Below are 19,341 nucleotides of genomic sequence, written 5' to 3'. Positions count from 1 at the left end.
GTGCGAGAAGGTCCTGTTAATGACCTTCTCGCCATAAAGAGGGGATTAGCTGTTGGTCGTGGCCCGTACAGTTTCGCAGGCTAAATCCTGATGATCTTGCGCCATCTCCTGTTCGAGCATCAGCAACATGCTATTGGCAATCTCACGCTCGCCCATCACCACGCGCGTTGCGCCCCGTTCCATGATGTACTCCACTTCGTCGTCATAATGTGCCCGCGCGATAATCTCAATGCTTTGATGTCTTTCACGGGCAGCTGCCACCACTTCGCCCGCTTCATAGCCATTGGGAATCGTCAGCAGCAGCCAACGGGCGCAATCTAAACGTGCCAGCTCCATAGTTTCGGCGCGCGCGGCGTTGCCCAGCACCGCTCTGATGCCGCGTTCACGCAGCGCTTCAACGCGAGGACGTGAATTTTCTACCACCACCAGCGGCACATTCGCCTCCAGCAACTTCTCACCAATCAGGCTTCCCACGCGGCCATATCCCACAATCACCGCATGATTACAGATATCGACCGGAATTTGCTTCTCTTCTTCAATCGCCTCTTCCAGCGTTTGCTCTTCCATGGTTTCAGTTTTTGCCAGATAACGTTCTAGCAAGGTAAAGAGAATAGGATTCAGCATAATGGACAGAATGGCGGCGGCGAGCACCAAATTACGCCCTTCTTCGGTCAGGATATTCAGGGAAATACCGAGCCCTGCGAGAATAAAGGCAAACTCACCAATCTGCGCCAGGCTCACGGAAATGGTTAACGCTGTTCGACGTGAATGCCCCAGCAGCGTGACCAGCAACCAGGCCGCGACCGATTTACCCACCACGACAATCACCAGCGCACCCAGCACCGCTAACGGCTGTGTCACTAAAATCATCGGGTCAAACAACATCCCTACCGAAACAAAGAACAGCACCGCGAACGCGTCGCGCAGCGGCAGCGTGTCATGTGCGGCACGGTGGCTCAATTCAGACTCGTTCAGCACCATGCCCGCGAAAAACGCGCCCAGGGCAAAGGAGACATCAAAAAATTCTACAGCACCAAACGCAATGCCCAGCGCCAGCGCCAGCACCGCGAGTGTGAAAAGCTCGCGCGAACCGGTTGCGGCACTTTTGGCAAGGATCCACGGCACCGCGCGACGTCCTACCACCATCATCAACACCATAAAGGCAGCGACTTTACCTATGGTCAACAGCAGATCCCAGGCAAGTAAGCTCGCGCTGGCGTTGCCTTCTTCAAACATTCCGGCAATCGCAGGCAGCAGAACCAGCGCCAGCACCATCACTAAATCTTCGACGATTAACCAGCCAATGGCGATTTGCCCGCGTTGACTATCAATCAGCTGGCGTTCTTCTAAGGCGCGCAGTAACACCACGGTACTGGCGGTTGAAAGACAGAGCCCAAACACTAAGCCCGTCATTAATGACCAGCCCATCGACCACGACAAACCCATTCCCAGCAAGGTTGCTACGGCAATTTGCGCAATAGCACCGGGAATAGCGATGTGTTTTACCGACATCAAATCTTTTAAAGAGAAATGCAGGCCCACCCCAAACATCAGCAAAATGACGCCTAATTCCGCCAGTTCAGGAGCGAGGTTGGTATCTGCGACAAAACCGGGCGTAAAAGGGCCTGCCAGCACGCCAGCCATTAAATAACCGACTAACGGAGATATTCGTAAGCGATTAGCCAGCATACCAAGGAGAAAAGCCAGAACCAGTGCCCCGACAATGGTGGTGATCAACGGTGTGGTGTGATGCATGCCTGTCTCCTTGTGTGCAATTGTATCCGCTTGTAACAAATGAGTTTAATGCAAATAGCAGTGGTACGCTGAATAATTTGTGGGATTAAGGGAAAAAACTCATTAAATACGAAGAAAACGCAATCGAACCTCTATTTTTAATCATTATCTTTAATATTGGCCGCAATAGCGGTTAATCAAGGGACGTAAGGAAAAATAATTATCCCTCTAAAAGTCGTATGACACGACGGATACGCCAGAGAAAAGGTGTTATCGCCAGCGCTGACATTCCAGGAAGGTAAATCAGCGTCTTAAGAACCTCCGCTTAATTAACCCTAAGTGTGTTTGGCCTTGAGTTAAGGAGAGGAATGTGCGACACAGGAGGTCGATTTAGCGAGCGAGCCCGTAGATAAACGGGCCAGATGCGAGATAAGGAGATTGGCTTTGTTAATACCACGATGGTCAGGAAAAGGAATAGCGCTGTTACTGGCGCTGACACCCATGCTTTCTCAGGCCGCTGTGCCTGATCGTACCTACCGTTTTAGCCTCCTTCATACCAACGATGAGCACGGACATTTCTGGTTCAACGAGCAGGGCGAATATGGCCTGGCGGCGCAAAAGACCTTGATGGATACACTGCGCTATGACGTGCAGGCCAAAGGCGGCGGTGCGCTGATCCTGTCTGCGGGTGACGTCAACACCGGCGTGCCTGAATCGGATGAGCTAGATGCCGAACCCGATATTCGTGGCATGAATCTGATTGGCTATGATGCCATGGCGTTAGGCAATCACGAGTTCGATAAACCGCTGGATATCCTACGTAAGCAGGAAAAATGGGCAAAATTCCCGTTTTTAGCCGCAAATGTCTATCAAAAAAGCAGCGGACAGCGCCTGTTCAAGCCTTGGGCTGTATTTAACCGTATGGGGCTGAAAATTGCTGTGCTCGGTTTGATTACCCCGCAAACCGCGCAGTTGGCGAATCCGGCTGCGTTGAAGGATATCGAGTTCCGCGATCCCATCAGCGAAACAGAGAAAGCCGTGGCTGAATTACGCGCCACTGAAAAGCCTGACGTGATTGTCGCGTTGACGCACCTGGGTTATGACGAAGACGGTAAACACGGCAGCAATGCACCGGGCGATGTAACGTTAGCGCGTAGCCTGCCAAAAGGAACCCTCGATCTGATTGTCGGCGGCCATTCTCATGATGCGGTTTGCATGGAAAAAGAGAATGTCAGCGTCAAAAATTATCAGCCAGGTCAGCCTTGTCAGCCCGATCAACAAAACGGTGTCTGGATCATGCAGGCTGATAAGTGGGGAAAATATGTGGGTCGCGGTGACTTCACTTACCGCAATGGTGAAATCACGCTGGCGTCGTACCAGCTGGTGCCGGTAAATCTCAAGCATAAAATCAATAATATGGATGGCAGCGAATCCTGGCTGACCTGGCAAGAAGAGATCCCAAAAAATACCGCGATGATGAAGTTGTTAACGCCCTATCAGAAGCGTGCAGATGCGAAGCTGATAGTAAATGTTGGCAGTACTGAGGGCGTATTTGAGGGTGAAAACGACAAAGTGCGCGCTGAGCAGACCAACCTTGGGCAGCTCATATTGCGTGCGCAGATGGCACATGCCAAAGCTGACTTTGGCGTGATGAGTGGCGGAGGCATACGCACTTCACTGAAGCCCGGCAAGATTAGCTGGCGTGATTTATTGCAGGTGCAACCGTTCGGTAATCAGGTGGTTTCAGTCACGCTGACCGGTGCGGAAATCAAAAAGTATCTGGCGGTAGTGGCCAATATTAAACCCAACTCTGGTGGTTACGCTCAGTTCAGCAATGTGAGCCTGGTAGCAGACGGAAAGTCGGTGAGCGAGGTTCGCATCAAAGGGCAACCGATTGACGACAAGCAAAGCTATCGCATGGCGACCAACAGCTTTAACGCAGCGGGCGGAGATGGTTATCCACGACTCGATAATCACGCGGGTTATGTGAATAGCGGCGATGTTGATGCAGAGGTTCTACGTGATTGGTTTAAGACGCATTCGCCGCTTAAAGCCAGCGATTACGCCACCAAGGGTGAGATTATTCATCTGACGGAAGCGGAAATAAAGGCGCGTGATGAAGCGGCAGAAAAATCCCGTAAGCGCAACTATCCACAAATGTTTTTGGCGTGGATTTGGCCTTGGGGTCGGGAAACCGCTAACGTCCAGTAAAGCGTGAAAGGTAAAAATGAGGAGGCGCTAGCGCCTCCTTTTTTATCAGATTTCGCAAGACTTACGTGCAATCCAGCGTTGACGTAGTTTGTCCCACACCCAGTTGTAGCCGATGGTGTAGGGCAAGAAAAACAGGAAGAAAGCAATTTCTACCAACAACGCCTGCCACAGCGTGATGTTCAGCATCCATGCGGCAATCGGTAAACCGATCACTATAAATCCCCCTTCAAAGCCCAGCGCGTGTAAAGCACGCACGCCAAAGCTACGTTTCTGGCCAGGCGGATAGAAACGGTCAAATCCGCTGTTATAGATCATGTTCCACAACATGGCGACAGTCGACAGCATGATGGCCAGCGAGCCCATTTGAAACAGCGGTTTATCCATGGCCCAGGCGGCAAGCGGCGAAACCGTGAGGATCGCTAACGTTTCAAAACCTGCGGCATGTAAAAAACGTTCTTTCATTGAGCGAGTACGCATCATAAAACTCCTTTGGGTGATGCGGCGCAGTTTCTCACGGAAAAATGCTAAGATAAAATGAATAGCTATCGATAAAAGCGATGGATGAAATGCGGTATTCCCCGAATCCCTTGAAGCTTTTGTACAAACTGTCACCAGCGGTTCATTTTCTGCCGCTGCACGAGCGTTGGGTAAAAGCCAATCCACCATTAGCACCGCAGTGGCGAATCTGGAAGATGACCTGGGCTTTATCCTGTTCGATCGTAGCGGCAGGCAGCCGCAGCTGACCCAACAAGGCCGGCGGGCATTGCCACAGGTGCAGCAAATTTTGGCGGCCAATGAGCGGCTAAGTACGCTGGCGGTTCAGCTCTCAGAAGGGGTAGAACCGCGCCTGAGTTTTGCCGTTTCTGATTTTTGGCAAACCGATCACCACGAACATCTTCTTAAGCAGTTTGATGCGCGCTACCCCGACATTGAACTGGAATGCATGATGGCGGAAGACGAAGATGTGCTCGATCTGCTGCAAACAGGCCGTGTGCATTTGGGTGTGGTTCGCGCTCAGCCACGACTGCCTGATGATATTGCGATGGCGCGTTTGCAGGTAGAAGCGCAGATGGCGATTTACTTGCATCGCGATTATCCCTTGGCGCAGCAAGCGATCATCCGCGAAAACCAGCTTGAGGAAGTGCGTCATTTACGTCTGAATACATGGGTTGATCAGCGGGAAACATCCCCGCTGGGGCGCGTTTGGTCTGCACCTAACTATCTTTTACTATTAGAAATGGCTGAGCAGGGTTTTGGCTGGAGCATTCTACCGCGCTGGTTAGTGAGCCAGTTTGGTCACGGCGTTTTGCAAGAGCTACCGTTAGCGGGCTGGCCGCAGCATATTGCTATCGAAGTCATTTGGTCGCGCCGTAATCCGCCGGGTCCCGCCGGACGATGGATGATCGATCAACTCTGCGCCCAGCCGCGCGTTTAGTCGCGGCGCGCAATATCGGCGAACGGTGCATCCAGCAGGCGTGCAAGATCCTGAGGCGCTAATTCGATATCTAAACCCCGCTTGCCGCCAGAGATAAACAGGGTGGTAAATGTCGCAGCGGAGTGATCGATCACCGTCGGTAAACGCTTTTTTGCCCTAACGGACTGATACCGCCCAGCAGGTAGCCGGTAACGCGTTGTGCGATGTGTGGATCGGCCATATCCGCTTTTTTGCCTTCAAAGCTTTAGCGACTTTTTTAAATCGAGCTGGCTGGAAACCGGTGTGACCGCCACGGCCAGCTGTTTTGCGTCACCATTTAAGGCAACAAGCAACGTTTTGTAGACCTGACGTGCATCCAAATTCAGTTTACGCACCGCCTCATCACCAAAATTGGTTTCCTGACTATCGTGTTCATAAGGGTGCAGCGTAAAGCTGACTTTTTGTTTTTCCAGAAGATTTACTGCGGGCGTCATAGTAGTACCTGTTTTAATCAGCTGATCAGAAAAATCTTATTATAAAAAGAGGTGAATAAAGGTGGCGAAAATTTGTTCTTTAGGTGAGAATTGGCCCGCGCCAGCAACTTGATTGCTGAGTGATAACCAAAATCATAAACAAATTCCTCTTTGACGGGCCGATAAAACTATCGGCTCTCTTTTTTATGGTGCTTTTTTAAGGCGCTCTAAGCAGACCGGGCAAATTATCCTCGCCGTAAAGATGCAGCGCACCTACCGCAACCACATATTTCCCCGCAGGCAATGCCTGTAATGCATCACGCCAGTGCACATTACGTTGACTGATCAGCGTATCGTTCAGCGCCTGACTAAACGTGCTCGGTAACGCAATCTCTGGCTGACGCGGCGGTGTATCCAGCCACCAGCTCACCATCATCTGAAGCAAGCGCGCATTGGTGTGCCAGTGGATCAGCGTATCTTGCAGCAGCGCCATACCGTCATCGGGCAACGCTTTCAACAGCGCAATTTGCGTATCCGCGCCTTCCAGTTCAATGATCGGCTTTTGCCAGTTTTTCGCCGCCTGTAACAGCTGATAATCGATGCCGTAATCGGGGCGCAGACCGAGTCGTTGTGCTTGTTGCGCCTGAAGCATTAGCGCGATTTGCCACGCAGGCAGTGTAGTAAACATGCTGATGGCAAGGTTGAGTTCATTACACAGCGCCACCAGTTTTGCCATCGCTTCAGCGTCAATACGTTCGGCTAAAGGTGCACGTTCACCGCTGTTATCAAAAGGCGAACCGCCTTGTGTAATGTCCGCTTCAACGATCAACGCATCGGCTTGCTGCAACTGGCGCAGTAAACGGCTGGGCAACGGCTGCATATCACGTGTGCCCATATGAATGCTGCCGACCAGATGCAATTTGCGATCGCCAAGCCGAACGTCCATTGCCGGCCAGCGATAGTGTGTAGGAAACAGTCGACTGATTAATCCGCGCAAAGTGTGCCAAACGCTACCTGTCATTCCCTGTCCTTAATTCGCTGAAAACACCATGCTAGCGATTTCAGCGGTCGAAAAACAGCGCCGTAACGGCTATTGCTGACGTGGCGGACGATAACGTAGCAGGCGATTAGCATTACTGACTACGGTTATTGATGAGAGCGCCATCGCTGCGCCTGCCACAATCGGACTCAACAGCATGCCGGTTAGCGGATAAAGCACGCCAGCGGCGACAGGAATGCCGATACTGTTATAAATAAAGGCACCAAATAAGTTCTGTCGAATATTACGCAATGTTGCTGAAGAGAGCGCTAAAGCATCCGCAACGCTGTTGAGATCGGCGCGCATTAAGGTAATCGCCGCCGTTTCTACCGCCACATCACTGCCGCCACCCATTGCAATGCCGACATCCGCCTGCGCCAGCGCAGGTGCATCATTGATGCCATCGCCAATCATGGCAACCACGCGGCCTTGCTGCTGCAGATGCGCTATCGCATCCGCTTTGCCTTCCGGCAGCACGCCAGCGATCACTTCATCAATACCGGCTTCCGCGGCGATAGCGCGTGCCGTTTTTTCATGATCGCCGGTTAACATAATCAGACGATATCCCGACTGATGCAGCCGTTGGAGAGCATCACGGCTACTGTCACGTAAGGTGTCGCGCAAGGCAATCAAACCCGCTAATTTACCGTCCTGCGCCAGCAACACTGGCGTCGCGCCTTGCTGAGTAAGCCGATCAATATCAGCTTGGGCTGAATGACACTCGATATGGTGATCGCGCATCAGCGCCACATTACCCAACAGTAACGTCTTGCCGTTGAGTATGCCGCTGATGCCTTTGCCACGTATTGTACGAAATTGCTCAACGTCAGGTCGTTTAGCTTCACCCGCTTCAGCCACGATGGCTTTTGCCAGCGGATGACTGGCTGATTGCTCAAGTGCGGCGGCAGCCTGCAAAATGGTATGACGATCGGCATCACCCCAGGCGATAACGTCAGTCACCTGCGGTCGGCCTGCTGTGAGCGTGCCGGTTTTGTCGAACACCAGGGTGTCTACTTTGCTGGCACGTTGTAGTGCATCGGCATCGCGCACCAGCACGCCTAGCTCAGCAGCGCGACCGACACCCGCGATGATCGACATCGGCGTGGCTAAACCCAGCGCACAAGGGCAGGCGATGATTAACACGGTGGTGGCGATAACCAGCGTGTAAGCGATTTGCGGCTGTGGTCCGAAAAAATACCAAATCAAACCGCTGATCACCGCTATCGCCACCACCACAGGAACAAACACGGCTGAAATGCGGTCGGCTAAGCGGCCAACGTCAGGTTTACTGCTTTGCGCCTGACGCACTAAATGAATAATGCGCGACAGCGTCGTGTGATTACCGGTGGCGCTGGCGATGAAGCGCACCGCACCATCCTGAACCAGCGTGCCCGCGTAAATCTTATCCCCTGTGGATTTACCCTGCGGCACGGCTTCACCCGTTAGCATCGCTTCATCTAACCAGGCTTCGCCGTCCTGAATCTCGCCATCCACGGGTACGCGATCGCCGGTTACTAATCGCAACGTCATACCCGATTGCACTGCGCTAACCGGCAGCAGCGATTCACCTTCTTCAGTCATTACGCGAGCTTGTGCGGGAGTGAGATCGAGGAGGCGCTCCAGCGCTTTGGATGAACGCTGACGCGCACGCTGTTCCAGTGCATGCCCGAGATTGATCAGGCCGATAATCATTACGCTGGCTTCGAAATAGAGGTGGCGCGCCTGCAGAGGAAAGAAGTCTGGCCACAACACCACGCTGAAGGAGTAGATCCATGCCGCAGCCGTACCAAGTGCCACCAAGGTATCCATGGTGGCAGCACCATTAAGCAAGCTGCGCCAGGCGCTGCGATAAAAGTGATTACCGCTGATGACCATGACTAACAGCGTAATAATACCCAACACCCGCCAGGTTGAGTGATTGCTGGCACTCAGCATCATGTCGCCAGCCATGCCCCAGATCATCAGCGGCACGCCAAACAGCAGCGCTAAAGCTGCTTGCCAGCTAAAACGTCGCATGGCTTTGCGGGCACTGTTTTGCTGTTTCTCGCGGCGTTCCTGCTCATCTTCAATGACTTGCGCGCCGTAGCCTGCGGCATCAACGGCCGCCACTAACTGCTGTGGCTCAACGTTGCCCAACACCAGTGCGCTACGCTCGCCTAAATTGACGCGCGCCTGACTCACGCCCTTGACCTGTTGCAGCGCTTTTTCAACCCGACTAACGCAGCTGGCACAGCTCATGCCGTCAATCAGTAAAAAATGCGCGGGTAGCGCTTTTTCTGCCGGTTGAGAAAAGGACTCCGTTGTCAGCGCCTTCGGCGTCGGCTCTGTTGCTGTCAACGGTTCAGCCTTTGGGTAGCTGTCGTCTGCTTTTAATGTGGCTTGATATCCTGCTGCTTCAACTGTCGCAATCAGTTCGGCCGCATCAGCATCGCTGACAATTTGCGCCTCCTGCTGCGTGACGTCAGCTTGTTTAACATCGCTGCGCTGTTCCAGCGCCTCTTTTACGCGTTTAACGCAATGGCCGCAGGTCAATCCATCCAGCGCCAAAGAAATAGTCTGTGACATGCTTAACTCCTCGTTTCATGACATTTGACCGGGCGGTCACTTTCGATTAGTTATAAAGCGTAAACCTTCCATCAAGGGGAAGGTCAAGGAGAGAAAATGAACATCAGCGATGTTGCAAACAAAACCGGGCTGACCAGCAAAGCGATTCGGTTTTATGAAGAGAAGGGCGTCGTCACGCCGCCGCTGCGCAGTGAAAATGGTTACCGCAGCTATAATCCGCATCATATTGAAGAACTTAACTTATTGCGCCAGGCGCGACAGGTTGGCTTCACCCTTGATGAGTGCCGCGAACTGGTGATGCTGTTTAACGATCCCGCTCGCCACAGCGCAGATGTGAAAGCGAGAACGCTACAAAAAGCAGATGAAATTGCGGCGCACATCGAAGAATTACACGCCATGCGCGCCCGATTATTAGCGCTGGCTGAAGCCTGTCCGGGCGATGACAGCGCTGAATGCCCCATCATCAATAACCTAACAGGCTGCTGTACTCAAACGGTAGGAAAGCGTGGCTGAATGCGCAACGTGATGCCTTCAACGGCAATCACTTCAACCTGGGTTCCCGCCACTAAATCTTGTTCGGCCTGTACGCGCCAACTGCTGTCGCCGATGCGTACGTGACCCAAGCCGTTTATCAGTGACGTATCAAGCGTCAGGTGCATGCCAATCATCTGGCTACCGCGCTGATTAAGGGAGTTTGGCTGCTGCTGGCCTTCACGGTAACGGATCCAACGATACCAAAAGAAGACGCAAACCAGCGTTAACACAGCAAACATTGAGCCTTGGGTCGTCCAGCTAAAGGGAATAAACCACTCAATAATTCCCACCATTACTGCTGCCAGGCCGCTCCACAGTAAATAGCCGCTGGTGCCGAGCATCTCAGCCGCTAAAAGCAGGCCACCTAAGGTCAGCCAGAACCAGTGGGGATGCGCAATAATATCGACCAGCATCAGCGTTTCGACTCGGGACGTGAATCTTTAAGCAACTCGCTGATACCCGCGACGGATCCCAGCAAGCTGCTGGCGTCCAACGGCATCATCACCACTTTGCTGTTATTGGCCTCGCCAATTTTTTGCAATGCATCGGTATATTTCTGAGCAACGAAGTAATTAATGGCCTGGATATCACCCGCCGCAATCGCTTCGGAGACCATTTTGGTGGCACGCGCTTCGGCTTCCGCCTGACGTTCACGCGCTTCGGCCTGCAAAAATGCGGAGGTTCTTTCGCCTTCGGCCTTGAGTATTTGCGACTGCTTTTCGCCCTCGGCGCGCAGAATAGCCGCCTGACGTACACCTTCAGCGGTCAGGATGTCGGCGCGTTTGGTTCGCTCTGCTTTCATCTGAGCATTCATGGCACCAATCAACTCTTGCGGCGGACGCACATCGCGAATTTCGATGCGGGTAATTTTCACGCCCCACGGATTAGTTGCTTCATCAACGATGTGCAGTAAACGCGTATTGATGCTGTCGCGCTGCGATAACATTTCGTCCAGTTCCATGCTGCCAAGCACAGTACGCATGTTTGTCATGGTGAGATTAATGATCGCCAACTCAAGGTTACTGACTTCATAGGCGGCGCGAGCCGGATCAACGGCCTGAATGAAACAGACGGCGTCGATGGTGACATTAGCGTTGTCTTTAGAAATGATCTCTTGCGATGGGATATCCAGCACCCGTTCCATCATGTTGATCTTGCGACCCACACGATCCATAAACGGCACCACCAGACTTAAACCTGGTTGCAATGTTCGGGTGTAACGACCAAAGCGTTCCACCGTCCATTGAAAACCTTGCGGTACAATTTTGACACAGGCCCACACAGCCACCAGTGCCAGTACAATGAGTACCGGAATAACAGTCAACATATAACCTCCAGATTGTCAGATTGACGGGCCGAGTCGCTTCGGCCCGTTGTTACTCACCTAGTAGAGCAGTGAGTAAAGCTGGCGGCGATAGCGCGCGGCGAGTGCATCGCCGGTCCCTAGCGCAGCCAAAATCTCTTGCAGCATTTTCCGCGCCTGACCGTCAGCCGCGTTCAAATCGGTTTTAAGGAAGCTAAACAGCAGTTCCAGCGCTTCTTCGTTGCGGCCAACCTGATGCAGCTGTAACGAAAGTTTAGCAGCCAGTTCAGCGTTAGAAGGATCGCTTTCTAACTGGGATTGTAACTGCTGAATCTCTGGCGTATCGGCGGCTTGCTTCAGCAACTCGATCTGGGCGATCAGGCTTTGATAGCGGGTATCCTGATCCTGAAGCGGCACCACTTTTAGCACGGCTTCTGCTTCATCGCTGCGGTTCAGCGTAATCAATACTTCTGCCAGCAGAAAGCCGATTTCGCTCATTTGGTTGCTCAATTGCCAGGCATCTTTCAGCAGCGGCAACGCTTCAAGCGGTTTACCTTCGTCGATCAGCGCCATGGCTTGCTGCGCTTTCAGCTCTTCTTCACGTGGTAAAACTTTTTCCAGCAGGGCACGAACTGCCTCTTCCGGTTGCGGTCCCTGGAAACCATCAACGGGCTGGCCGTTCTGGAACAGATAAACCGTTGGGATAGAGCGCAATCCAAACTGCGACGCCACCATTTGCTCTTTATCGCAATCGAGTTTGGCAAGGATAAACTGACCCGCGTATTCCTGAGCTAAGCGCTCCAGTAATGGGGTAAGCTCCTGACAATGCTGGCTACGCTCAGACCAAAAGTAAAACAGCACGGGCAGCTGTGCCGACTGCTCAAGAATCTGATGCAGGTTGGATTCGTTGATGTCGATAATCGAAGCTTGTGGTGACATGAATAAGTCTCTTTGCAGAAAGTGTTCTAAGAATATGGGGCCAACGGGCCGCGCTTCAAGTTGAATTCAGGTTGAGCGGTTAATGGCTACGCAAAATGCGATCCATCATCCAGCCCGGAAGCAAACGTTTCAGCAAGCCCATAATGTGTGCGACCAGCGTCACTGGATAACGCAAACGCGGATGTTTGCTCTCCAAAGCATGGCGCAATTTAGGCAGAATGGCTTCTGGCGGCAAAGTAAAACGTGCGGCGATACCGGGATTGCGCACCGGTTTATTTTGCTCACCTTGCGTTACGTTGTCGGTGAATTGCGTTTTGATCGGACCGGGTTCAATCAGGCTGACACGCACGCCGCTGCGGTAAACTTCCAGGCGAAGCGCATCGCTCCACGCTTCCAGCGCATATTTGCTGGCGGCATAGGCACCACGGCCAGGTGTAGAAATGAGACCTAACACCGAGCTGGTATTAATAATGCGCCCATTCCCGCTGGCTTGCAGTGCGGGCAGCAAGCGCATCGTGAGTTGGTGCGTACCGAAAAAGTTCGTCGAGAATTGCTGCTCCAGCTGTTGGCGAGAAAGAGTATGCAGCGGACCATATACGCCAAAGCCGCCATTGTTAAACAGAGCAAACAGGCGGTTTTCCGTCAGGGCGATCACGTCGTCAGCGGCACGATCTACGCTCGCGGGATCGTCGAGATCCAACTGCAGCCCAATAAAACCGAGCGTATTCATCCGCGCAACGTCTTCTGTTTTACGACAGGCAGCAATGACTTTGTAGCCGCGTGTCAGCAAATCGTTGGCGGCAGCCAGCCCAATTCCGCTGGAACAGCCGGTTATTACCACGGTTCTTTGCATTTATTTACCCATTTTCGCGCTCATTGTCGCTACTGCTGCTTAACTAAAGGAGCGAGTTCTTTTGCCATTAAATTGGCAATAAAAGGTTGTGCATCAGGGTTTGGATGAATGCCGTCCTGCTGCATCCACTCAGGTTTCAGGTAAACCTGCTCCATGAAAAAGGGCACCAGAGGAATGTTGTACTGCTGTGCCAGATCGGGATAGATCCCGCTGAACGCTTCCGTATAACGACGTCCATAATTGGCCGGTAAACGAATCTGCATTAGCAGGGGTTTCGCGTTGGCTGCTTTTACGTCGTCGATCACTTTGCGCAGATTCAGGGCGATGGCGTCAGGCGGAAATCCACGCAGACCGTCATTACCGCCCAATTCGATTAACACCCATTGCGGTTGATGCTGTTTTAATAGCGACGGTAAACGCGCCAGTCCTTGTGCAGCGGTATCGCCGCTAATACTGGCGTTAATCACTCTGGGTTGCTGTTGCCACTGTTTATTGAGCAGGCTGGGCCAGGCGGCGGAAGCCGACATACGGTAACCGGCGCTGAGGCTGTCGCCCAATACCATCAGGGTATCAGCCGCAGCAAGACGAGACACCAGCAGAAGACACAATAACAGGAAGGGATAATGCCAGCGGAAAACGTTGTTGAAGTTCATCATCTTACTAAGTCCGTCGGTCAGGGAGAGCATCAGCTGACCATCCTTACCGGAGTTGAGTTAGTTGTCAAACCGGCTGAAACCATCGCGTTGATTGGCGAATCAGGTTCAGGAAAATCCACGTTACTCGGTATTTTAGCTGGTCTCGATGATGGCAGCAGCGGCGAGGTGAATCTGATGGGCAAGCCATTGCATCAGATGAACGAGGAGCAACGCGCCGCGCTGCGTGCTAAGCAAGTCGGCTTTGTTTTTCAATCATTTATGTTAGTCCCAACGCTAAATGCGCAGGAAAATGTGCAGTTGCCCGCGCTGTTACGTGGCGACAGCGATCGCCAAAGTCGCGAGCAGGCACGAGAACTGCTTAATCAGTTGGGATTAGGTGAGCGTCTGCATCATCTGCCCGCGCAACTTTCCGGCGGTGAGCAGCAGCGTGTGGCGCTGGCACGTGCTTTTAACGGTCGGCCCGGCTTGCTGTTTGCTGATGAACCCACCGGTAATCTGGATCGTAAAACCGGCGATCGTATTGCCGATTTACTGTTCTCACTCAACCGCGATTTTGCGACCACGCTGATTTTGGTCACGCATGATGAGCAACTGGCCGCGCGCTGCGATCGGCGTTTACGGTTGCGCGATGGCAAGCTGTGGGAGGAGCAATGATTTGGCGCTGGTTTTGGCGTGAGTGGCGCTCGCCCTCGCTGCTGATCGTTTGGCTCGCATTGACGCTGGCGGTCGCTTGCGTGCTGGCATTGGGTTCCATCAGTGACCGAATGGAAAAGGGGCTAAGTCAGCAAAGTCGGGATTTCATGGCGGGTGATCGCACCTTGCGCAGCAGCGATGTGGTGCCTGATGCCTGGCTAGCGAAAGCGCGTGAAGAGGGATTGTCAGTCAGCAGTCAGCTGAGCTTTATGACCATGACTTTTGCTGAACAAACGCCGCAGCTGGCCTCGGTAAAAGCGGTTGATAATCACTATCCAATGTTTGGTGATTTGCAAACCGATCCGCCGGGTCTGAAACCGGTTGAAGGCACAGCGCTGGCGGCCCCACGTTTAATGGCGCTGCTGAATTTAAAAGTCGGCGATCGATTGGATGTTGGGGACACCACGCTGCGCATTGTCGGGGAGGTGATTCAGGAACCGGATGGCGGCTTTAATCCGTTTCAGATAGCGCCGCGCTTGTTGATCAATCTGGCAGACGCAGCAAAAACCGGTGCCATTCAACCAGGCAGCCGACTGACCTGGCGCTATAAATTTTCTGGTGAATCTGAGCAGTTAGCGAATTATGACCGCTGGATTCAGCCGCAGCTGAAAGCCGATCAGCGCTGGACCAGTATCGAAAATTCCGAAGATGCATTAGGTCGCTCGATGCAGCGTGCTCAGCAATTTTTGCTGCTTTCAGCTCTGCTAACATTGATGTTGGCGATTGCGGCGGTAGCGGTGGCAATGAGCCATTACTGTCGCAGCCGTTACGATTTAGTCGCAGTGTTGAAAACGCTGGGTGCCACGCACGGCGCCTTGCAAAAGCTGCTGATTGGTCAATGGCTGGCGGTGTTGCTGCTGGCGGCTGTGTGCGGCAGCATGGTCGGGCAGGGCGTTGAAGCGCTGTTAATGGCGATGCTGAAACCGGTGCTGCCGGCCAGCTTGCCCGCTGCCAGCTTGTGGCCGTGGGTGTGGGCGGTAGGTTCACTGTTCGTGATTTCGCTGCTGGTGGGATTGCGGCCCTATCGCTTGTTGCTGGCGACGCAGCCATTACGCGTCTTGCGACGGGATGCGGTGGCGAATATCTGGCCATTAAAATTCTACCTTCCTGCCATGGGTGCGCTGGTCGTTGTCTTGCTGGCGCTGCTGGTCGGCGGCAGCAAAATGCTGTGGGCGCTGCTGGCGGGTGTGGTGTTGCTGGCTGCGTTGCTGTCACTGCTCGGCTGGGCAACGCTACTGCTGCTGCGCCGTTTAGTGGTGCGTAATCTGGCGCTAAGGCTGGCAATCAATCGTCTGCTGCGTCAGCCCGGCATCACGCTTAGCCAGCTTTCTGCATTTTCGCTGTCCTTTATGTTGTTGGCACTGTTGTTAGTCATGCGCGGCGATTTACTGGATCGCTGGCAGCAACAGCTCCCTGCAGACAGTCCAAACTTCTTTCTGCTGAACATGACAGAAGATCAGGTACCGCAGGTGCGGGATTTCTTGCAGGCGCATCAGATCAAACCGGAAACCTTTTACCCTATCGCTCGGGTCAGATTAAGTGAGTTAAACGGTAAAGAGGCGGATCCCAAAATGGATAACGCTTTAAACCGTGAACTCAATTTAACCTCGCTCAATGAGCGCCCTGAACACAATCCGCTGGTAGCGGGCAACTGGCCTCCAAAAACGGGTGAAGTGTCGATGGAGGTTGAACTGGCTGACCGGCTGGGCCTGAAACTCGGGGATACCTTGACCTTCGAGGGTGATACGCAAAAGTTCAGCGCCAAAATCACCAGCCTGCGCAAAGTGGATTGGGAGAGTTTGCGACCTAACTTCTTCTTTATCTTTCCACCTGGCGCCCTGGACACACAGCCGCAAACCTGGCTAACCAGTTTCCGCATGGATAACAATCCCGCCTTGCTGGCACAGCTTAATCGCCAATTTCCCACGCTGAGCCTGCTCGATATCGGCAGTATCATGCGGCAGATCGGACAGGTACTGGCGCAGGTAAGCCAGGCACTGGAAATCATGGTGGTGTTGGTTACGGCTTGTGGCGTATTGCTGTTGATGGCACAAATTCAAGTCGGTATGCGACAACGCCGTCAGGAGTTGGTGGTGTATCGAACGTTGGGGGCCAGCAAACGTTTATTGCGATCCACACTGTGGTGTGAATTCGCGCTGCTCGGTGTGGTATCGGGTGCGGCGGCGGCATTAGGAGCGGAAGCGGCGTTGTGGGGATTGCAGCGTAAAATTTTCGACTTCCCTGGCAGCCTGACTGGACGCTGTGGCTGGCCTTGCCGATCGGCGGTGCGCTGCTACTGTCGGTGTGTGGTGGCTGGCTGGGCGTGCGGTTATTGAAAGGAGAAGCGCTGTTCAAAAATTTTAGCGCCGGATAGCCCTAAACGTCCAGGCCAGACTTAAGTCCTGGTCTGGACGTGTCGTTTGAAACAATCAGGTCAATTATCTCGCAAAGAGCGCTTACATTGTCACATTCACCTTTATCGCACCCCCTTGTCATCAAGCCCGTCACTGACACTGCCTGCTGCAAAATTTGCCAGGGCCACGCCACACTCTATGGCGTTACCGATTTTAATACCGCTTGTTATGCCAACAATGTGAACCGCTATGTTTATCCCCTTACCGGGGTTGCGATTTATTATCATCAGTGCCAGCAGTGTGGTTTGATTTATACCCATGCGTTGGATGACTGGAGTCCGGCAGATTACCAGCAGCACATTTATAACGAGGATTATGCGCAATTCGATCCTAACTATGAGATCAACCGCCCGCTTAAAAACCGTGATTTTATTCTGCAATTATTCAAACGCTATCATGGCAGCAAGATGCTGGATTACGGTGGCGGCAGCGGCACGCTGGCGAAATTAATGCGAGAAGAGGGGATCGATATGATCGCCTGGGATCCGTTCATTACAGGTGATTATCCCGAAACGGCTGCCTATGATTTTATAACTTGCTTTGAGGTGCTTGAGCACACGCCAGATCCGCATCAAACCGTCGCAGAAATTACGCGTTTTTGAAAAAGGGTGGGGTGTTTTATTTTAGTACCGGAACCCATGACTCAGTCAGTCATCAAGGAATGAACAATTGGTATATTGCGCCGCGTAATGGCCACATCACCCTCTATTCTGAAACCTCTTTGAACACGCTATTTACCGCGCACGGCTACCAAATAACGCATTTGAATGAGTGGTATCACGTTGCGATGAAGATGAGAGATTAACGCGCAAAGATGGAATGGATCGTTCCCTCTGTCAGAGAAGAGGGAACAACAGGTAAAGCGTTATAATTTAGCCACTGCCCAGGCAATACCGCTCATATACTCTTCTGGAAGCTGCGACACCAACGCATTCAGTGACGCTTTCAAACGTGCCTGATCGTTGTCGGTCAAATTCAGATGGCCAACTTTACGACCCGCACGCACTTCTTTGTCGTACCAATGCAGGTGTACCAGCGGCTGCTGCAGCCAGTTGAGATTCACGGCGGTACCAATCAAGTTCACCATCACCGACGGGGCAATCACCACCGGTTTTGGCAGCGCCAGACCCAATATCGCCCGCAGATGCAGTTCGAACTGGCTGATTGAAGCGCCATTTTGCGTCCAGTGACCACTGTTGTGCACGCGTGGAGCCAGTTCGTTGATCAGTAAACCTGCTGGTGTGACAAAACACTCCATCGCCATCACGCCAACATAGTTCAGTTCATGCATGATGGCGCTGAGCATCGCTTCAGCCTGCTGCTGCTGAGCGCTGTCTGCCTGCGGAAAAGCCACGCTGGTGCGGAGAATGCCATCCTGATGGAGATTATGAGTCAGCGGATAGAATACAGTGTTGCCATCCTGACCGCGTGCGCCGACCAGTGACACCTCACCTAAAAAGTTGATGCCTTGCTCAACAATACATTCGCCGTAGCATTCGTCTGGCAACGAGTCCGTTTCATTGGCGCGCAAACGCCATTGACCACGGCCATCGTAACCGCCCGTGCGGCGCTTCACGATGGCCAGTTCACCCAATGCTGTAAACACCGCTGGCCATTCTTGTTTATTGGCCAGCAACTGCCAGGGTGCGGTAGCAAGATTGAGCTGGTCAAGCAGCTGCTTCTGCGTAAGGCGATCGGCCAGGCGAGGAAAGATATCGCGGTTCACGAAAGCCGGATGACTCGCCAGTTCGCGCGTCAATGCCGTTTCAGGCCAGCGTTCAATCTCGGCGGTAATCACGCTTTCAGCAATCGGCAGCGCATCGGGATCAGCATCCAAACCCACAGGATAAACGGCAATGCCCAGCGGTTCACCCGCCTGGCGCAGCATACGGCCCAGTTGACCATTTCCTAAAACACAAACCGGCTTCATGCTTCCACCCGCGGGTCCGGGTTATTCAGCACGTCGTCAGTTTGCGTTTGACGCCAGATGGCGAGGCGGGAAGCCAGCGCCGCGTCATGAATCGCCAGAATCTGTGCCGCCAGCAGCGCCGCATTGGCAGCACCCGCTTTGCCGATGGCTAAGGTGCCAACGGGAATACCGCGTGGCATCTGCACAATGGAGTAGAGGCTGTCGACACCGCTGAGTGCTGCACTCTGCACTGGAACACCCAACACGGGCAGCAAGGTTTTAGCCGCCAGCATGCCAGGCAGATGTGCCGCGCCACCTGCGCCCGCGATAATCACCTGATAGCCATTTTCAGCAGCCGTTTCGGCAAAGGTAAACAATTTATCCGGCGTGCGGTGCGCTGAAACCACTTCAACATGGAAGGGCACGTCCAGGCTGGTCAGAATTTCCTCAGCGAACTGCATGGTGGCCCAGTCACTTTTGGAACCCATAACAATAGCAATGCGAGCCGGGGCGGCGTTGGATGACATGCGGTCAACTCCTGTGAATAAACAAACAGACCTGGCCGGGCGGACAGGTTTTGAAGGGCACAGAGAATAGCATGAGA

General features: G+C 53.1%; 14 protein-coding genes and 4 pseudogenes. 6 read left to right on the top strand and 12 right to left on the bottom strand.

The annotated features are described in order from the left end of the window. Positions 1 to 45: 45 nt before the first annotated feature. Complete coding sequence (gene ybaL, locus KQP84_RS16955; protein WP_215847406.1) at positions 46 to 1,755, bottom strand: YbaL family putative K(+) efflux transporter; 1,710 nt, start codon at positions 1,753 to 1,755, stop codon at positions 46 to 48. A 480-nt stretch (positions 1,756 to 2,235) separates the two neighbouring features. On the opposite strand from ybaL, the gene ushA reads away from it, so the two are divergent. After that, entirely contained in the window at positions 2,236 to 3,945 is a 1,710-nt protein-coding gene (gene ushA / locus KQP84_RS16950; protein ID WP_215848325.1) for a bifunctional UDP-sugar hydrolase/5'-nucleotidase UshA, read from the top strand. Positions 3,946 to 3,990: 45 nt separating this feature from the next. On the opposite strand, the gene KQP84_RS16945 is transcribed toward ushA, so the two are convergent. Next, complete coding sequence (locus KQP84_RS16945) at positions 3,991 to 4,422, bottom strand: multidrug/biocide efflux PACE transporter (RefSeq protein WP_215848324.1); 432 nt, start codon at positions 4,420 to 4,422, stop codon at positions 3,991 to 3,993. 100 nt (positions 4,423 to 4,522) lie between these two features. Between KQP84_RS16945 and KQP84_RS16940 the strand changes: the two are divergent. Next, a pseudogene (locus tag KQP84_RS16940) lies at positions 4,523 to 5,380 on the top strand (LysR family transcriptional regulator); the annotation flags it as partial. Here KQP84_RS16940 and ybaK read toward each other — a convergent pair. The 3 genes and pseudogenes from ybaK to copA all read right to left on the bottom strand — a co-directional run bounded on the left by ybaK (position 5,377) and on the right by copA (position 9,436). Continuing rightward, positions 5,377 to 5,853: pseudogene (gene ybaK / locus KQP84_RS16935) on the bottom strand (Cys-tRNA(Pro)/Cys-tRNA(Cys) deacylase YbaK). The pseudogenes KQP84_RS16940 and ybaK sit on opposite strands and share 4 nt — an antisense overlap. 196 nt (positions 5,854 to 6,049) lie before the next feature. Next, on the bottom strand, positions 6,050 to 6,853 hold the full coding sequence (locus tag KQP84_RS16930) for a TraB/GumN family protein (protein WP_215847405.1): 804 nt from the start codon (positions 6,851 to 6,853) through the stop codon (positions 6,050 to 6,052). Between the two features lie 69 nt (positions 6,854 to 6,922). Beyond that, a complete protein-coding gene (gene copA, locus KQP84_RS16925; RefSeq protein ID WP_215847404.1) occupies positions 6,923 to 9,436 on the bottom strand; it encodes a copper-exporting P-type ATPase CopA in 2,514 nt (837 codons plus the stop codon). 96 nt (positions 9,437 to 9,532) lie between these two features. Between copA and cueR the strand changes: the two genes are divergently transcribed. Then, positions 9,533 to 9,949, top strand: coding sequence for a Cu(I)-responsive transcriptional regulator (gene cueR, locus KQP84_RS16920; RefSeq protein ID WP_215847403.1), 417 nt, complete (start codon positions 9,533 to 9,535; stop codon positions 9,947 to 9,949). Here cueR and KQP84_RS16915 read toward each other — a convergent pair. From KQP84_RS16915 to tesA, 5 genes are all read right to left on the bottom strand, one after another. Beyond that, the gene (locus KQP84_RS16915) at positions 9,925 to 10,383 is read right to left on the bottom strand and encodes an NfeD family protein (RefSeq protein WP_215847402.1); all 459 of its coding nucleotides are present in this window, start codon (positions 10,381 to 10,383) and stop codon (positions 9,925 to 9,927) included. The genes cueR and KQP84_RS16915 overlap by 25 nt on opposite strands. Continuing rightward, complete coding sequence (locus tag KQP84_RS16910) at positions 10,383 to 11,297, bottom strand: SPFH domain-containing protein (protein WP_215847401.1); 915 nt, start codon at positions 11,295 to 11,297, stop codon at positions 10,383 to 10,385. Before KQP84_RS16910 ends, KQP84_RS16915 begins: the two co-directional genes overlap by 1 nt. Positions 11,298 to 11,354: 57 nt before the next feature. Continuing rightward, positions 11,355 to 12,212, bottom strand: coding sequence for a co-chaperone YbbN (locus tag KQP84_RS16905; RefSeq protein WP_215847400.1), 858 nt, complete (start codon positions 12,210 to 12,212; stop codon positions 11,355 to 11,357). A gap of 79 nt (positions 12,213 to 12,291) precedes the next feature. Further along, positions 12,292 to 13,065: an SDR family oxidoreductase gene (locus KQP84_RS16900; RefSeq protein WP_215847399.1), complete on the bottom strand. Its 774-nt coding sequence runs from the start codon at positions 13,063 to 13,065 to the stop codon at positions 12,292 to 12,294. A 29-nt stretch (positions 13,066 to 13,094) separates the two neighbouring features. Continuing rightward, positions 13,095 to 13,721 (bottom strand): multifunctional acyl-CoA thioesterase I/protease I/lysophospholipase L1, encoded by a 627-nt coding sequence (gene tesA / locus KQP84_RS16895; protein ID WP_215847398.1) that lies wholly within the window; start codon positions 13,719 to 13,721, stop codon positions 13,095 to 13,097. On the opposite strand from tesA, the gene ybbA reads away from it, so the two are divergent. The 3 genes and pseudogenes from ybbA to KQP84_RS26245 all read left to right on the top strand — a co-directional run bounded on the left by ybbA (position 13,689) and on the right by KQP84_RS26245 (position 17,633). Then, positions 13,689 to 14,375 carry a putative ABC transporter ATP-binding protein YbbA gene (gene ybbA, locus KQP84_RS16890; protein WP_215847397.1) on the top strand — a complete coding sequence of 229 codons (687 nt, stop codon included), beginning with the start codon at positions 13,689 to 13,691 and terminating at the stop codon, positions 14,373 to 14,375. The genes tesA and ybbA overlap by 33 nt on opposite strands. Further along, positions 14,372 to 16,788 (top strand): annotated as a pseudogene (gene ybbP / locus KQP84_RS16885) (putative ABC transporter permease subunit YbbP). The gene ybbA and the pseudogene ybbP overlap by 4 nt, the downstream one beginning before the upstream one ends. A 39-nt stretch (positions 16,789 to 16,827) precedes the next feature. Continuing rightward, a pseudogene (locus KQP84_RS26245) lies at positions 16,828 to 17,633 on the top strand (class I SAM-dependent methyltransferase). 60 nt (positions 17,634 to 17,693) lie between these two features. Here KQP84_RS26245 and purK read toward each other — a convergent pair. Both purK and purE read right to left on the bottom strand, forming a co-directional pair. Continuing rightward, a complete protein-coding gene (gene purK, locus KQP84_RS16875) occupies positions 17,694 to 18,758 on the bottom strand; it encodes a 5-(carboxyamino)imidazole ribonucleotide synthase (RefSeq protein ID WP_215847396.1) in 1,065 nt (354 codons plus the stop codon). Continuing rightward, complete coding sequence (purE, locus tag KQP84_RS16870; RefSeq protein WP_215847395.1) at positions 18,755 to 19,264, bottom strand: 5-(carboxyamino)imidazole ribonucleotide mutase; 510 nt, start codon at positions 19,262 to 19,264, stop codon at positions 18,755 to 18,757. The genes purK and purE overlap by 4 nt, the downstream gene beginning before the upstream one ends. Positions 19,265 to 19,341 lie beyond the last annotated feature (77 nt).

It is taken from the genome of Candidatus Pantoea bituminis, assembly GCF_018842675.1.
GTDB lineage: Bacteria > Pseudomonadota > Gammaproteobacteria > Enterobacterales > Enterobacteriaceae > Pantoea > Pantoea phytostimulans.
Note: the sequence above shows the minus strand (reverse complement) of the source record. Positions and strands in the feature narration are given on the sequence as shown.

What these genes read in the sequence shown, in the direction of transcription:
- KQP84_RS16910 (WP_215847401.1), bottom strand. Translation starts at nt 11,297, where the DNA reads ATGTTGACTGTTATTCCGGTACTCATTGTACTGGCACTGGTGGCTGTG.
- cueR (WP_215847403.1), top strand. Translation starts at nt 9,533, where the DNA reads ATGAACATCAGCGATGTTGCAAACAAAACCGGGCTGACCAGCAAAGCG.
- ushA (WP_215848325.1), top strand. Translation starts at nt 2,236, where the DNA reads ATGCTTTCTCAGGCCGCTGTGCCTGATCGTACCTACCGTTTTAGCCTC.
- KQP84_RS16930 (WP_215847405.1), bottom strand. Translation starts at nt 6,853, where the DNA reads ATGACAGGTAGCGTTTGGCACACTTTGCGCGGATTAATCAGTCGACTG.
- ybaL (WP_215847406.1), bottom strand. Translation starts at nt 1,755, where the DNA reads ATGCATCACACCACACCGTTGATCACCACCATTGTCGGGGCACTGGTT.
- KQP84_RS16900 (WP_215847399.1), bottom strand. Translation starts at nt 13,065, where the DNA reads ATGCAAAGAACCGTGGTAATAACCGGCTGTTCCAGCGGAATTGGGCTG.
- copA (WP_215847404.1), bottom strand. Translation starts at nt 9,436, where the DNA reads ATGTCACAGACTATTTCTTTGGCGCTGGATGGATTGACCTGCGGCCAT.
- KQP84_RS16915 (WP_215847402.1), bottom strand. Translation starts at nt 10,383, where the DNA reads ATGCTGGTCGATATTATTGCGCATCCCCACTGGTTCTGGCTGACCTTA.
- purE (WP_215847395.1), bottom strand. Translation starts at nt 19,264, where the DNA reads ATGTCATCCAACGCCGCCCCGGCTCGCATTGCTATTGTTATGGGTTCC.
- ybbA (WP_215847397.1), top strand. Translation starts at nt 13,689, where the DNA reads ATGCCAGCGGAAAACGTTGTTGAAGTTCATCATCTTACTAAGTCCGTC.
- purK (WP_215847396.1), bottom strand. Translation starts at nt 18,758, where the DNA reads ATGAAGCCGGTTTGTGTTTTAGGAAATGGTCAACTGGGCCGTATGCTG.
- KQP84_RS16945 (WP_215848324.1), bottom strand. Translation starts at nt 4,422, where the DNA reads ATGCGTACTCGCTCAATGAAAGAACGTTTTTTACATGCCGCAGGTTTT.
- KQP84_RS16905 (WP_215847400.1), bottom strand. Translation starts at nt 12,212, where the DNA reads ATGTCACCACAAGCTTCGATTATCGACATCAACGAATCCAACCTGCAT.
- tesA (WP_215847398.1), bottom strand. Translation starts at nt 13,721, where the DNA reads ATGATGAACTTCAACAACGTTTTCCGCTGGCATTATCCCTTCCTGTTA.